The 16,515-nt window shown below is 54.9% G+C and carries 6 protein-coding genes; 3 read left to right on the top strand and 3 right to left on the bottom strand.

All coding sequences use genetic code 11. From position 1 onward, the window contains the following. Positions 1–170: 170 nt before the first annotated feature. Positions 171–1,139 carry a deoxyhypusine synthase family protein gene (locus Pla52o_RS12300; protein WP_146594913.1) on the bottom strand — a complete coding sequence of 323 codons (969 nt, stop codon included), beginning with the start codon at positions 1,137–1,139 and terminating at the stop codon, positions 171–173. 885 nt (positions 1,140–2,024) lie between these two features. Here Pla52o_RS12300 and rpoB point away from each other — a divergent pair. Continuing rightward, positions 2,025–5,747: a DNA-directed RNA polymerase subunit beta gene (gene rpoB, locus Pla52o_RS12295; protein WP_146594912.1), complete on the top strand. Its 3,723-nt coding sequence runs from the start codon at positions 2,025–2,027 to the stop codon at positions 5,745–5,747. 182 nt (positions 5,748–5,929) lie between these two features. After that, positions 5,930–10,348 carry a DNA-directed RNA polymerase subunit beta' gene (gene rpoC, locus Pla52o_RS12290; protein ID WP_146594911.1) on the top strand — a complete coding sequence of 1,473 codons (4,419 nt, stop codon included), beginning with the start codon at positions 5,930–5,932 and terminating at the stop codon, positions 10,346–10,348. A 271-nt stretch (positions 10,349–10,619) separates the two neighbouring features. Here rpoC and Pla52o_RS12285 read toward each other — a convergent pair whose 3' ends face one another. Both Pla52o_RS12285 and Pla52o_RS12280 read right to left on the bottom strand, forming a co-directional pair. Then, positions 10,620–12,044 (bottom strand): DUF1501 domain-containing protein, encoded by a 1,425-nt coding sequence (locus Pla52o_RS12285; protein ID WP_315852945.1) that lies wholly within the window; start codon positions 12,042–12,044, stop codon positions 10,620–10,622. An 11-nt stretch (positions 12,045–12,055) separates the two neighbouring features. Further along, on the bottom strand, positions 12,056–15,022 hold the full coding sequence (locus Pla52o_RS12280; protein ID WP_197169199.1) for a DUF1553 domain-containing protein: 2,967 nt from the start codon (positions 15,020–15,022) through the stop codon (positions 12,056–12,058). A gap of 256 nt (positions 15,023–15,278) precedes the next feature. Between Pla52o_RS12280 and Pla52o_RS12275 the strand changes: the two genes are divergently transcribed. Continuing rightward, positions 15,279–16,442 (top strand): DegT/DnrJ/EryC1/StrS family aminotransferase, encoded by a 1,164-nt coding sequence (locus Pla52o_RS12275; RefSeq protein ID WP_146594909.1) that lies wholly within the window; start codon positions 15,279–15,281, stop codon positions 16,440–16,442. Positions 16,443–16,515 lie beyond the last annotated feature (73 nt).

Below are 16,515 nucleotides of genomic sequence, written 5' to 3'. Positions count from 1 at the left end.
CGTGTGGCGATCCGACGATCGAACGCCAGCCGCTATTTCTAGAGATGATTTGTTGCCTGGGAAGACTTCGGCAACGAGAGAAATGCCGCGTTTGTTCGCCGCAGCGGCTCGCCGAGCGATCAACTGGCTTGGCGAGCGATCAAGGTTCAGCGCCCGTCAGACTGATCTCGCTACCACTCCATCACGTAGGCGAAGACGAGGGGGGCGACGATGCTGGCATCGCTTTGCACCATGAACTTCGGTGCCTCGGGCTCGAGTTTCCACCAGGTGATTTTTTCATTGGGGACCGCGCCGCTGTAGCCGCCATAGCTGGTGACGGCGTCGCTGATTTGGCAGAAGTAGGCCCACAGGGGAACGTCAAGCTGAAGGTCTTGGATCATCGTAGGAACCACACAAATCGGGAAGTCACCCGAGATACCCCCTCCGATTTGAAAGAATCCAATCGGGCTGTGCTCGGAGGTTGCTTTGTACCAGCGAATCAGTTTCTCCATCTGCATCGTGCCCGACGCAATCGCTTGGTGGTTGGCGACTTTGCCTTCGAACACGCGAGCGGCGAAGATATTCCCGAGCGTCGAGTCTTCAAACCCAGGCACGATGACGGGAATGCCGGCGTCTTTGGCGGCGGCGAGCCAGCTGTTTTCGCGTGGGATTTGGTAGTGCTGGACCAGTTCTTCGTCGTCGAGCAGGTCAAACATGAACTGGGCTGGCATCTTCATTTTTTTCTTGTTCGCAGCATCTTGCCAAAGCACCAGCAATTTGCGCTCGATATGCCGCATCACGGTCTCGGGGATGCACGTATCGGTGACCCGGTTGAAACCTTCGTCGCGAAGACGAACCTCGTCTTCGACCGACAGCGCCCGCCAATCTTCGACGATTCGGTATTCGTCGTGAGCGACGAGGTTGAAGATGTCCTCTTCGAGATTCGCCGCCGTGCAAGTGATCGCGTGGACCTTGTCCTGGCGAATCATCTCGGCCAGCGAAACTCCCAACTCGCCGGTGCTCATCGCGCCCGCAAGCGTCACCATCATTTTCCCACCGTTTTCAGCGGCGACGAATTTGCGATAGCTTTTCGCTGCGCTCAAGGTTTCGCGAGCATTGAAATGAAGGAAATTCTTTTCGAGAAACTCAGATACGTTCACGGTTTGGATTCTTGTTTTGCGTCACGGAAACGAAAAAGGGTTTGAGCCTAACGCGAAAGAGTCTAGCGAGAAAAGAACGGGGGCCTAGTCGCAGTCACGCCACTTTCGGTGATCGAATAAAAAACCCAAAGAAAATCCTGTCCTGGCCGCCGCTCGGTTGGTCGCGGCTTGCTCGGTCACCGCTTCATCGGACGACGTTGTTCCTCGGGCAGCGATTGGGGGCAGCGTTTGGGGCACCGCTTGGTGAGATTCGCGTTGTTGAGTTTCACGCCGGGGCCTCGTTTTGTCTCTGCGGAGGAGTGCCTGAAGAGTGGTGGACGGGCGTATCTCTTTGGTTCGTTTCTTGACCGCTTTCCTTCACATGAAGCGGGAGGGGCGTAGCCCCGCGAGCAAGGGGGCGGGCCGTGGTGTCGCATCGCAGCAGATTGATCGAACCTCAGTCCAGTAAACGGTTTAGGCGCATCGTGCGGGTTGATCGATCGACGCTCTAGCGTGCGTAGCATTATTCGGGCCAAAAAGATCGACTTCCCCTTTTCGGGATTTGAGCAATCTGTTAGGGTTTGAGGGTGATCATAGGTGTAATCGTTGCGTTTCGCGTCCAAATCCGTCTGTCTGACCGCTTTTCTGGGAATGTTGGCCCACGAAAACGGCGAATTCTCTTCGTCCATCCTCGGTATTTTCTCGGGCTGATGGTTTGCGCTAAGCGTACTGATTCACACCAGCGAATCGCTTTTTGTAACTGTTCCAGTAGTCGTAAATCCGGCATTCGCTCTTGAAGCGATCGCTAGCGCAGTGCAACCGAACCGTTTGATTTGATTGTAAAGCGCCTCTGCTACCTCACTCGCGCCCGCCAAATATTGGCCTCCTAAGGAGCTTTCACCGAAGATGGCAACTACGACCATGCGTCGCCTCGAACCTACTAGCGTTCGACACTTTGGAACCGGACTTTCCACTTTTGAACTGCCTGACCTAACCGCCCTGCAGACCGTGTCTTACGCGGCTTTTCTGCAAGAGGACCGTGAGCCTCTGAATCGAGAAGATGATGGGTTGGAAGGCGTGTTGCGTGAGATCTTTCCAATCTCCAGTTATGACGGCAACATCACGCTCGATTATCTGTACTACGAACTCGGTAAGCCACGCTATACCAGTCAGGAATGTCGCCAATTGCGTCTGACCTACGGTCGGCCGTTGCGTATTTGGTTGCGTTTGAATCGTGAGGAACCTGTCGAGGAAGAGGTTTATCTCGGCGATTTGCCAATCATGATGGGCGGTGGTGAGTTCATCATTAACGGTGCCGAGCGTGTGGTCGTTAGCCAATTGCATCGTAGTCCCGGGGTGGATTTCGTGCTTGAGCAGGACACGACCACGGATCGGAAGTTGCCGAGTTGTCGCGTGATTCCCGAGCGAGGTTCGTGGATCGAAGTCAACGTGACGAAGAAGGACGCGTTGACAGTACGGATTGACCAGAGTGGTAAGTTTGCTGCGACGACGTTGCTTCGCGCCATGGATCCTCGTTTTTCCACCGATGCGGATCTGTTGGCGGCGTTCTACGAAACAACCGAGTACAAGATCAGTGGCGGCAAGAGTGCTGCGAAAATCGAAGGCAAAATTGCCGTCGACGATGTGATCTATCCAAGCGACTCGGATCGTGCCGGTGAGATCATCGTCGAGGCCGGTCACAAGATCACGAAGGAAGTGGCCGAGATCATCTGTACTGCGGGCGTTAAGAGTGTTGATTGCATGGAATCGCCCAAGATTCCGTTGATCTTCAATACCTTGATGGAGGACAATACCGCGAGTCATGAAGAGGCGCTGCTGCGTATCTATCAACGCCTTCGTCCCGGTAACCCGCCGCAGTTGGAAAAGGCTCGCACCTTGTTCCAAGAGAAGTTCTTTGACGAAAACCGTTACCGCTTGGGTAAAGTGGGGCGTTTTCGCTTGAATCGCAAGCTTCAATTGGGCGTCGATGAAGACATCATGACGCTGCGTCCGGACGACATGATCTCGGCGGTCAAGTACTTGATCAACTTGTTTGATCCCGATAGTGGTGCGGAGATTGACGATATTGACCACCTCGGCAATCGTCGTTTGCGAACCATTGATGAGTTGGCTTGTGAGGAACTTCGTAAGGGTTTCTTGAAGCTACGCCGAACGGTCCAAGAACGGATGAGCATCAAGGATGCTCAGGACATGTCGCCGCGTTCGTTGATCAATCCTAAGAGTGTGTCCGCGGCGATCGATTACTTCTTCGGTCGTGGTGAGCTTTCGCAGGTGGTCGACCAGACGAACCCGCTAAGTCAATTGGCGCACGAGCGTCGGTTGTCGGCATTGGGCCCCGGTGGTTTGAACCGCAAACGTGCGGGCTTTGAGGTTCGTGACGTTCATATTTCCCACTATGGTCGTATTTGCCCGATTGAAACTCCTGAAGGTACGAACATTGGTCTGATTAGCTCGCTTGCGATTTACGCGGGCGTGGACAGCTATGGCTTTTTGGTCACGCCTTATCGGTTGATCAAAGAGGGTAAGGTGATCGATCAAGTCGTGTGGTTGCGAGCGGACGAAGAAAGCGAATCTTACGTCGCTCCGGCGGATACCGAGGTCGTCGATGGCGCGCTCGTTTCGGGGCCGAACATGATCGCTCGTTTCCGTAGTGACTTTGAGATCGTTCAGCCTGAGCAAGTCGATTACATGGACGTTGCACCGAGCCAGATGGTGGGTGTTTCGGCCGGTTTGATTCCGTTCCTCGAGCACGATGATGCGAACCGTGCGTTGATGGGGTCGAACATGCAGCGGCAAGCGGTTCCGTTGTTGGTTGCCGAGCCACCAATCGTCGGCACCGGTGTCGAACGCGAAGTCGCACGCAACAGTGCGATGGTCGTGCGAGCACGTCGTGCGGGTAAGGTCACCTATGCCGATTCGACGCGAATCGAAATTGGCAGCGATCACTACGACCTAAAGAAATACCAGGGTCTAAACGAACGTACCTGTTTGAATCAAAAGCCGATTGTCAGTATTGGCGACAAGGTCGAGCAAAATCAAATCATTGCTGACGGTGCTGCGACGCGTAACGGCGAATTGGCACTGGGGCGTAACGTCTTGGTCGGCTTTATGTCGTTCGACGGGTTCAACTACGAAGACGCGATCATCATTAGCGAAGAGTTGGTTCGCAATGACACCTACACCTCGATTCACATCGAAGATTTCGATGTGGAAATTCGCGAAACCAAGCTTGGTCGCGAAGAGTTCACTCGCGATATTCCCAACGTCTCCGAAAAGGCGCTTCGCAATCTCGATGACTCGGGAATTGTCAACGTTGGTACTTACGTCAAACCAGGCGATATCTTGGTTGGCAAGGTGAGTCCGAAGAGCAAGACCGAGTTGACGCCTGAAGAAAAACTGTTGCACGCGATCTTTGGACGTGCGGGCGAAGACGTGAAAAACGATTCGCTCGAAGTGCCGTCGGGGATTGAAGGGATCGTAATTGATACCCAGAAATTCTCGCGCCGTATGAGTTTGTCCGAAGACGAGCGTAAGGTCTTCGAGGCCGAATTGAAGATGGTCGAGAGTGAAGGCAATGCCGAAGTCGCGAGCACCTTCGAAGCGCTTGTTCGTGAGATGGAAGAAGCGGCTGGCGTGAAGCTGAAGGATGCGACCGGAACTCCTTTGGCCGATGGTCAAGATCCCAAGTTTGTTGCCGAGCGAGCGACTTCGTTCCGCTTGGATCACATTTTGGATCAGGTCAAGAACGACGCCAAAAAGAAGGAAGTCGAAGCGGTTCACGCTCAACAGTGGGGCAACGTCGAGGAAGCAATCGACGTTCGCGATCGCAAGTTGAACAGCATGAAGCGTGGTGACGAACTTCGCAGCGGCGTGTTGCAGATGGTCAAGATCTACATTGCGACCAAGCGAGTGATCAGCGTCGGTGACAAGATGGCCGGACGTCACGGTAACAAAGGGGTGATCGCCAAGATTTTGCCGATCGAGGATATGCCGTTCTTGCCGGACGGAACTCCGATTCAAATCATGTTGAATCCTCTGGGCGTTCCAAGTCGTATGAACGTGGGTCAAATTCTCGAAACTCACCTCGGATGGGCCGGAGCCAAGCTAGGGTTCCAATCCTTGACGCCTGTGTTCGACGGTGCCAGCGAAGAAGACATTAACAAGTGTCTTGCCGAAGCGGGGCTTCCTGCTCACGGCAAGGTTCGTTTGACCGATGGACGCACCGGCGTGCCGATGGAGCAAGAGACAACGGTCGGTTACATCTACATGCTGAAGTTGCATCACCTTGTCGACGACAAGGTTCACGCTCGAAGCACTGGCCCGTACTCGTTGATCACCCAGCAACCTCTTGGTGGTAAAGCTCGCTTCGGTGGACAACGTTTCGGAGAAATGGAAGTTTGGGCACTGGAAGCTTACGGTGCCGCCTACATTTTGCAGGAGTTGTTGACCGTCAAGAGCGACGACGTCGAAGGGCGTACCAAGATTTACGAGTCGATGGTCAAGGGCGAAAACACGTTGGAAGCGGGCACGCCAGCAAGCTTCGACGTGTTAACCAACGAGATCCGCGGCTTGGCACTCAACATGCAGCTTGAGAAGCGACCGATTTAAGAGAGGTCTTAGGGAATGGGATTTAGCGGCGGGGCGCTTTTGCAGTGCCCCGCTCTGAAACCTTGTCCTCTCTCGTTTTGAAACCGTAGCCCCGCGCTACGGTCATCACTCTGCGACCTTCGGTTTGATTGTCGCTCCCCCACCCTGACACCTGAAAACCTGCTTTCTAAGGCCTGTGATTTATGTCGATTAGCGAAACTAGCAATTACGATCGCATCAACGACTACGCTTCGGTACGCATCTCGCTCGCGCGCCCCCAAGACATCAAAAGTTGGTCCTTCGGCGAAGTGAAGAAGCCCGAAACGATTAACTACCGTACCTATCGCCCTGAGAAAGACGGGCTTTTCTGCGAACGCATTTTCGGGCCTGAGAAGGACTGGGAATGTGCCTGCGGTAAGTACCGTGGAATGAAGTACAAAGGCATGATTTGTGACCGTTGTGGTGTCAAGGTGACCCACAGCCGTGTCCGTCGCAAGCGCATGGGGCACATCGAATTGGCGGCTCCGGTCGTTCATATTTGGTTCTTCAAAGCGATGCCTTCGCGGTTGGGCAACTTGTTGGACATGAAGACCAGTTCGTTGGAAAAGGTCATCTATTTCCAAGATTACGTCGTCATCGATCCAGGCCAAACCGAGCTCGAAGATCGACAACTGTTGACCGAAGAAGAGTACCGTGCCGCGCGAGCTCAGTGGGGCAACGATGCCTTTGACGCCGACATGGGAGCCGAGGCGGTTCGCAAATTGTTGAACAAGCTCGACTTGGTCACATTGTCCGAGAAGCTGCGTGTTGATCTGGCTGAGACCGGCTCGAAGCAGAAAAAGAAAGATCTGATCAATCGTCTGAAGATCGTTGAGTCGATCCGCGATAGCGATAACCGTCCCGAGTGGATGGTGTTGGACGTGGTTCCAGTGATCCCGCCCGATTTGCGTCCGTTGGTGTTGCTCGATAGCGGCAACTTCGCGACGAGCGATTTGAATGACCTCTATCGACGTATCATTAACCGTAACAATCGTTTGCGTAAGCTTGTCGATTTGAACGCACCGGAAGTGATCATTCGCAACGAAAAGCGAATGCTGCAACAATCGGTCGATGCGTTGTTTGACAATAACCGTTGTAAGCGACCTGTGCTCGGTTCGTCCAACCGACCGCTGAAGTCGTTGACGGACATGATCAAGGGCAAGCAGGGTCGTTTCCGCGAAAACTTGCTTGGCAAGCGAGTCGATTACTCGGCACGTAGCGTGATCGTGGTCGGCCCACGTTTGAAATTGCATCAATGTGGTTTGCCCAAGAAGATTGCACTCGAACTCTACCAACCGTTCATTATTCGTCGCTTGAAAGAGCTCGGTCACGCCGACACGATCAAGTCCGCCAAGAAGATGCTTGAGCGTAAGGACGAAGAGGTTTGGGATATCCTCGAGCAAGTGATTCGCAATCACCCCGTGCTGCTAAACCGAGCTCCAACGCTTCACCGTATGGGGATCCAAGCATTCGAGCCTACCTTGGTCGAAGGTAACGCGATCCACCTGCACCCGCTCGTTTGTAAAGGCTTCAACGCTGACTTCGATGGTGACCAGATGGCGGTTCACTTGCCGCTTTCGATCGAGGCACAAGTCGAAGCTCATACGTTGATGATGAGTACCAACAACGTCTTTGCACCGTCCAACGGTAAACCGATCATGAGTCCGTCGCAGGACATCGTGATGGGTTGTTACTACATGACGATGGAGCAACCCGATCGTAAGGGCGAAGGCATGGTGTTCTCCGGTTACGACGAAGTCGATTTGGCGACAGCGCAAGGGATCATCAATGTCCACGCCAAGATCAAGCTGCGTTTGCCGAAGTTCCAGAAACTGAAAACGAAAGACGAATCGGGCAAGTACGGTGCGATCATCGACACCACTCCGGGGCGTGTGCGTTTCAACGAAATGCTTCCTGACGGGATGGACTACTACAACTTCCCAATGCGAAGTGGTGACTTGGCGAAGGTCATTTCGGACTGCTATCAACGTCTTGGTCGTAAAGCAACGATTCACTTGCTCGACGATATGATGCAGATGGGCTTCCGCGAGTCGACGCGAAGTGGTCTGTCGTTCGCGACCGATGACTTGGTGACTCCGGATACCAAGCTCAGCTTCATCAAGGACGCTGAGAAAGAGGTCATGAAGCACAAGAAGGCTTACGACCGCGGGTTGATGACCGGTAAAGAGCGTTACAACCAGGTTCTTGATGAATGGACCAAGGCTCGCGAGTCGATCACGACCGACATGATGAAGGCGATGGAGAACGACGTTCGCGAAGGCGGATGGTATGTGAACCCCGTATTCTTGATGTCGCATTCGGGTGCTCGTGGTGGTATCGAACAAATTCGACAACTCGCGGGGATGCGTGGTTTGATGGCCAAGCCGACCGGCGAGATCATCGAAACTCCGATTAAGGCGAACTTCCGCGAAGGCTTGTCGGTACTCGAATACTTCAGTTCGACGCACGGTGCTCGTAAGGGCTTGGCCGATACGGCACTGAAGACGGCCGACAGTGGTTACTTGACTCGTAAGCTCGCCGACGTTGCCCAAAACGTGGTCATCACGATGGACAACTGTGGTACGACCCAAGGGATCACCAAGGGAGTTGTTTACCGTGGTGAGAAGGTCGAAGTCAGCTTGGTCGACTCGATCAACGGACGGATTAGCCGTCAATCGATCGTGAACCCCGTTACCGATGAAGTGATCGTTGCTGAAAACCAGATGATCACGCCTGAGATCGCACGTCGCATCGAAGCGATGGGGCTCGAGAAGATTCAAGTGCGTACACCGATGACGTGTGACGCGCCTTTGGGTGTCTGTCGTCGTTGCTACGGGATGGACATGTCGACCGGTGCCATGGTCGAAGAAGGCATGGCGGTCGGAATCATCGCGGCACAAAGTATCGGTGAACCCGGTACTCAGTTGACCATGCGTACGTTCCACATCGGTGGTAGCGTGAGCAAGCAGATGGAAGAATCGGACATCAAGAGCAAGAAGTCGGGTATCGTTCGTCTGACTCGGATGCGTGCGGTTCGAAACACCGAAGGTCGCAACATCGTACTGACGCGAAACGGCGAAATCTCGCTGGTCGACGATCGTGGTCGCGAAATCGAATCGTACCCCGTTCCAACTGGTGCGACGTTGATGGTTGAAGAAAACGACAGCGTCACCGAAGGTCAAATTCTTTGCGAATGGAACCCGTACTCGATTCCGATTTTGTCGGAAGTCGAAGGTAAGGTTCGCTTCGAAGACGTCGTCGAAGGCGAAACGATGCGTCAAGAACGCGAAGCAAGCGGTAACATCCGGATGATGATTGTCGACCACAAGGGTGACTTGCACCCGCAGATTGTGATCGAAGACACCGAAGGAAAAGCACTCGACGTTCAGTACTTGCCAGAACGAGCGATGATCATGGCGAAAGAAGGCGCCGCGATTACGCCGGGTATGGTGTTGGCGGAAATGCCGCGTGAAACCGGCGGGGTTTCGGACATCACCGGCGGTCTGCCTCGTGTTACCGAGATTTTCGAAGCTCGTAAGCCGAAGGATCCTGCGGTAATCGCAGAAATCGATGGCGAAGTCGAAATTCTGGCCGAGAAGAAGCGTGGCAAGCGAACCATCGTTGTGCGAAGTGAATCAGGTATCGAACGTGAGCACTTGGTGCCTCACGGTAAGCACTTCCAAGTTCACAGCGGTGACATCGTTCGTGCAGGTCAAGCGTTGGTCGATGGCCCCTTGGTGCCTCACGACATCTTGCGTGTCTCGGGTGAAGAAGCGGTTCAGCAGTACTTGCTGCACGAAATTCAACAGGTTTATCAATCCCAACGTGTGGAAATCAACGATAAGCACTGTGAAATCATCATCGCCCGTATGCTCCGCAAGGTGAAGATCGAGAACCCAGGCGACACCAACTTGTTGCCAGGTTTGGTGATGGACCGCTTCCAGTTCCGCAAAGCGAACCAGGAGCTTTCCAAGTGCATCAAGATCGCGAATCCAGGCGATAGTGATTACAGCGAAGGCACGATCATTCCTAAGGACACTTTCGAACAGTCCAATGCCGAGATCGAAGCGTTGGGCGGAACTCCAGCCAAGGGCAAGCGGCCTAAGTCGGCGACCGCGAGTACTCAGTTGCTCGGGATCACCAAGGCAGCCGTCCAGTCGAACAGTTTCATCAGTGCGGCGTCCTTCCAAGAAACCACCAAGGTATTGACCGAAGCGGCATTGGCCGGCAAGGTCGACAAGTTGGTCGGATTGAAGGAAAATGTGATCCTGGGGCACTTGATCCCAGCCGGTACCGGTTTCCGCATCTTCCAGGACGGCGAAGTGAATTATCGTCGCGAAGCATTGGAAGAGTTGGCTGCCGCACCGGTTCAGTCGCTCGAGGAAAGCTTCCCACTGCTCAACGCAGGGGACGATGTTGCTGCGGCACCGACAGCTCCGGCCATTTCACCACTGGATATTTCGCCCGTCGACGCACCTGCCCGGGATGCAGCGGACAGCGAAAGCCCAGCGGCACCTGCCAGCAACGAAGCGTTGGACAACATGTTCGGCGGCGGCAACAGCGGCGAGCAGCAAGGTTCGTAAGCCGCCTGGGCGCCCCCGGGTGAGAACATCACTTGGGTGAACGCCACGGGAGTGGTTACGATTAATTAAAACGAAAAACGAGGCAGTGATCATTGATCACTGCCTCGTTTCGTTTTGATAGGCGGTGGAATTTCTCGTCGCTGTCAATGACGGATTGTTCCCACCGTTGTTTCGAGCCATGTGCCAAATGACGTGGGGGCTAGCTCTGGCTGCGTTCGCCAAAACGTGGCCCCCCGTCGGGCGACGGTAGCTACCTCAAAATGAAAATGCCCTAAGCGAGGATCTCTTTAACGACTTTGCCGTGGACGTCGGTGAGCCGGAAGTTGCGACCGGCGTGCTCGAATGTCAATTGCTTGTGATCCAAACCAAGTTGATGCAATAGCGTGGCGTGCAAATCGTGCATATGAACGCGACCGGAAATACTGCTGAAACCAAATTCATCGGTTTCACCGTGTGCATGTCCGGGGCGGATACCGCCGCCCGCTAGCCAGACCGTAAAGCCGCGGGGGTTGTGGTCGCGGCCGGTGCCATTGCCTTGCGCATACGGAGTGCGGCCAAATTCGCTGCCCCACCAAACCAGGGTGTCCTCCAGTAAACCGCGTTGTTTCAGGTCGGTTAGTAATGCCGCGATCGGTTTGTCGACCGCACGAGCGTGCGATTCGTGTTTGGGCAGATTGGAATGTTGGTCAAAGGCAGGATTTGCCGTATTGTCTCCGTAGTTGACTTGAATGAATCGCACTCCCGATTCGCACAACCGCCGAGCCAATAAGCAACGTTTGCCGTAACGCTCGGTCTTCGGGTCGTTGATCCCGTACATGTTGATCGTGTCGGCCGACTCGTCGGAGAGGTCGAGCGTATCGGGGCCGGCCTGCTGCATTCGCCAAGCAAGTTGGTGAGACTGGAGTGCGGCATTGAGTTCTGCATCGCCGAATTGGCGATGGGAGAGTTGTTGCTGGTTCAACTTGGTTAGCAAGTTAAATTGTTCGAGTTGCAGATCGCTGGGGATATCTTTCCGGATAAGACTGTCGATGGTCAGATTGCTGCTGCTTGCGCCGCCGACTCGGGTGCCTTGAAACTCGGGAGGCAGAAACGCACTGCCGTAATTGCGTGGTCCCCCGTTTCCGATTGAAGGTGCGATGGAAATGAAGCCTGGCAAGTTTTGGTTTTCGGTGCCCAAGCCATACAGCAGCCATGATCCCAGCGAGGGACGGATAAAATTGGTGCTGCCACAATGCAGGAACAGGGTTGCGGGACCATGGGTGATGCCCTCGGTGTGCATGCCGTGCAGAAAGCACATGTCGTCAACATGGCGTGCGGTTTCAGGAAACAGATCCGAAACCCAGCGACCGGATTGGCCGTATTGATTGAAAGCCCAGGGTGATTGCATCACGCGATACTCCCGTCCCTTTCCCGTTGCAACGAGGGATCGGGCATCATCGAACACAAACGATTCGCCATTGTGTTTAGCCAGGATCGGTTTGTGGTCGAATGAATCCACCTGGCTTACGCCGCCTTGCATGAACAAGAAAATGATCCGTTTTGCCTTTGCAGCAGCAGGCAATGCGGCGGCAGCGGAGAGCGCTGGATTTGTGTTGGCGAGCGACTGGGGGGCCATCAGTGCGGAGGCGGCAAGCGATCCGAAACCGCATGCCGCGTGCTGTAGCACTTGTCGACGATTGGGTGGGAATGACATCATGACGTTTCACCTCAGGGTAGGTAGCGGAAGTCGATGGACGCGAATAACGAGTGAATCAGCATGGCAAGCCGGTCGGGATCGTCCGGTGACGAGGACGATTCCAGGAATGCCACACTGGTTGCCAGCTCCGCGGCCGTGGGAGAGCGATAAAAGCAATGGTGGTACAACGCGTCCACCAACTCGCTTGTCGGCTTGGTCCGTGAGTTCGTGGTGGAGTGCGATTCACGGAAACGCTTCGCAGCCGCCTCGGCGCGGTCGATCACCCAGGGGTGATTCATCAGCACCAAGGCTTGCGTCGCCACGGTGCTGCGTGAGCGTTTGCCCACCGAGACACTGGAGTCCGCAAAGTCGAAGGCTTCAAATAATTCTGGTAGCGAATTGCGAAACACGGGCTGATACAAACTGCGGCGTTTGGACTTGCTTTGGTAGTCATAGTCGCTCTTGGTGCCGCCGCGGATCGACGAGCCTTTTGGGGTGAGGTCCAATTCACCACTGATTTGCAACATCGCATCGCGCAGGGCTTCGACGCTGACGCGTCGCGAATGGCCTCTCCAATAGGTTTCATTCTTGGGGTCGATCTTGCGTTGGGCTTGATCATGATCGAGATCCTGCAACGCGACTCGTCGGCGATAGGCGTCGGACATCACGATGGTGCGAACGAGATGTTTGGTGGACCAATTGTTTTGGATCAATTCATTGGCGAGCCAATCCAACAGTTCGGGATGGGTTGGTGATTGGCCTGTGGTGCCAAAGTTATTCAGCGACGCGACAAGGCCTTGCCCCATCAACCAACTCCAAACACGATTGGCGTAAACGCGTGCGGTCAGCGGGTTTTCCGCCGAGGCTAACCAGTGAGCCAGTTCGAGTCGCCCGCTCGCATTCTCGTCGATCGTAAAGGATTGCGAATGCGGCAGCGCGGTCAGGAATCCGCGTGGAACGGGCTCACCCAAGTTATGCCAATCCCCGCGAATATGGATGGCGAGGTTGGTCGGCGTCTCATTTTCAACCAGGGTCAAATAGCGAGGGCGGGCTCTGATTTCTAAGGTGATTGATTTTTGCTCAGCTTCGAGTGCTTTGATGAGCTGGGCAGTCTTGACCTCTTCGAGTTTTTTCTTTTGAGCCTCGGTGGCGGCCGCCGTCTGCAGTTCGGTTTGCGTTTCCGGCGTGGATTCGATTGTATCACGAGGCAGGAATTGGACCGCATCGATGATCACGAAGCCGTTGGAACCTTCGTTGGAGACAAGCACAAAGGCTTGTCCGTCTTTTTCAAATTGATACTCGCCGAGTGAAACCCACAATCCGTCTTCCGGCGGCACTTGGCGTTGATTGATGCGAGTCACCGTCTCTTCGTTTGCACTGAAGACGCGAACGACCACGTTGGAGGCTCGATTGGTGTCGGCGGAGTACGCGAAGCGGACTTCATATTTACCCGCAGGCAATTGCGGTGGTTCGAAGGTGGCGGTCTTGGTTCCTTTGGCTTCGTTGTTGTCATGGAGATAGCCCTCTCCGATGTAAGGGCCGACATGGGAGGATTGCGCCCACGTTCCCACCAACTTCGCCGCCTTGCTGTCGACGACAACGCCCTCGAGATCCGCAACGGGAATGATCAGATCTTTGGACAACAACTTTTTGCTCACCGATTTTTTCAGCGCGGCGATCTGTGTCGTCAATTCGTCTGACCTCTGAGCCAGGGCTTGGTAATGGCGTTCGGCTTCTTCTTCCACGGGCAGAGGTTCCTCAATCCAGCGAGAAAGGCCGGGGTGACGCAAGCCAGTCGTCGAGCGGAAAATGCCGGCCAACGCGTAATAGTCACGCGTCGGAATGGGGTCAAACTTGTGATCGTGACAACGTGCGCATCCGATGGTTTGACCTAGAAAGGCCTGGCCAAGGACGTCGAGTTGCTCGTCGATAAAATCCATCTCGAGTTGGGTTTTGTCTGCGCGCTCGAGATTCGTATTTCCCATCACTAAAAATGCGGTGGCGATCCGTTGCAATTGACGTTGGTGCAGATCGTCCGACTCAAGTAGATCGCCAGCGATTTGTTCGCGGATCATCTGATCGAAAGGACGGTCTTCGTTGAACGCTTCGACAAGGTAGTCGCGATAACGCCAAGCCTCAGGCAGCACGAAGCCACGCAGCGTGATCGATTCCGCATAGCGAGCGACATCCATCCAATGTCGGGCAAATTTTTCGCCAAAGTGGGGTGACGCCAGCAGTGCTTCGACGGTTTGCTCGTACGCTTGGGCATCGTATGTGTCCGCGTTTTCATTGGCTGACCGATCGCTTTGCTCGCCCGCTGCGATCGAGGGCGGCACCGGCGGCAGTCCCGTCAAATCAAAGTGGATCCGCCGCATCAGCGTGGAATGCTCGGCCACCGTCGTGGTCGTTAACCCCGATGCACGCAGTGGTTCTTCGAGGAAGCGGTCGATCGGTGAGTCGGTGGTGCGTGCGGACGAAGCGGGAGGTTGCGGATTGCCAAGCGGACGGTACGACCAATGTTGTTGTGCTTCTTCGGCTAGCAGTCCCGTCGCGGGTTTCGGTCGCGGAGCATTCGCGAGATCGGATTCGCGAGGATCATGGGCGCCCGCGGCGATCCATTTTTCAAAGGCGGCGATGACGTCGTCAGCCAACTTGCCTTCGGGAGGCATTTGTAAATTGGGATCGTCATAGCGGAGTGCCACCATCAGACTGCTGGCATCGGGATCTCCGGGATGAATTGCAGCGCCGGAGTCTCCGCCCTTTTTCCAACCCGGCTTGGAGTCCAACAGCAAACCACCGCTGGCCTCCGTTTCAACGGAGTGACACTCCACGCAGTGCTCCAGTAACGCCGGACGAATCGCCGTTTCAAAAAACGCGTTATGCTCGGGGGTTGCTGGGTCTTGGCCTGCCAGTGGGTGATTGGCCGCAACCATTCCTAGAACCATGGGGGCGAGGACGATCCACAAACGGGTTCGTGAAATAGGAAGACGTTGGTACATCGATATTTCGGCGAAACAGGGGGATAGGGTGGGGGGGGAGGTTCCCATCGTAGCCGAAACCAAAGCGTGGAGTGGCGATTGCTGAAGACTTTCGAGGCCGCAGACCAAATTTCTTCTCTTGACCCCAGCGGCGCTGACTGATTATTTCATCTCTAGGAAATCAGTCCCTGACTTGGCCTTAGCCTCCGAATATTCGTCGCCGCTTTTTCCAAGCCTCCCTTTTAATTCACCTGTTCAACCATGGAAGGTTGCTCCTATGGCCGATGCTGCTCAAGGCGTCCCCTTGCTGGACGTCAATCGTGATAACCGCCCTCACCGCGAAGAATTTCTCGAAGCGCTCACCGAAGTGCTCGATAGCGGGCGGTTCCTGTTTGGTCCCGATGTTACCGCACTTGAGAACGAAGTCGCTGCGTATAGCCAATCCGAAAACGCAATCGGTTGTGCCTCGGGAAGCGATGCCTTGCTGCTGGCTTTGATGGCATTGGAGGTCGGTCCGGGTGACGAAGTGATCGTTCCCAGCTTTACCTTCTTTGCTTCGGTTAGCTGCATTACTCGGCTCGGTGCGACGCCGGTGTTTGTCGACATTTGTCCCGATACGTTCAATGTGGATCCCGAGGCAATCCGAGAAGCGATCACCGATCGAACACGTGCGATCATTCCAGTCCATCTCTTTGGCCAGTGTGCTCAAATTGACCGCATCTGTCAGATTGCAGGGGATCGCGATATTCCCGTGATTGAAGATGCCGCCCAAGCGATCGGGGCTGCCTATCATTCACGTCCCGCAGGAAGTTGGGGAGCCATCGGGTGCTTCAGTTTCTACCCCACCAAGAACCTCGGTGGCATGGGCGACGGTGGGATGGTTACCACGGGTGACGCCGGAACCGCCGATCGCGTGCGTTTGTTTGCCAGCCACGGGATGCGTCCTCGCTACTATCACCAAGTCGTCGGCATCAACAGCCGGTTGGATACATTCCAAGCAGCCGTGCTCCGCGTGAAGTTGCGGCACTTGGACAAAGCCGTCCAATCGCGTCGAGTCAACGCGGATCGCTACACCCGTTTGTTGAATGAGTCACAGCTTGTTGCCGCGGACCAAATCGTTTTGCCAGCGACCGATCCCAATGCGTTTCACGTTTGGAATCAGTATGCATTGCGCGTCGGCGAAGGTCGTCGCGACGCACTGCGTGCGTACCTGTCCGAGCGTGGCATCGGATCCGAGGTGTACTATCCGGTCCCGATGCACGAGCAGCAGTGCTTCACCCAGCTCAAATTTGACCGCGACGCGTTGGTCGAAACCGAACGGGCGAGCAAGGAAGTCTTGAATCTGCCGATCTTCCCAACGCTGACCGAAGCGGAGCAACATCGAGTGGTCGAGTGCATTGCCGGTTTCTATGCCTCCGGAGCGCGATCGGCTGCTGCGTAGTTACGGATGACCGAAACGTTACGGATGACCGAAACGCACTGACAAAATTAGTCCCAGGGACGCGGTAAAGCCG

This window comes from Novipirellula galeiformis, assembly GCF_007860095.1.
In the GTDB taxonomy this organism is placed as follows: domain Bacteria; phylum Planctomycetota; class Planctomycetia; order Pirellulales; family Pirellulaceae; genus Novipirellula; species Novipirellula galeiformis.
This window is presented reverse-complemented; position numbering and strand designations above follow the sequence as displayed.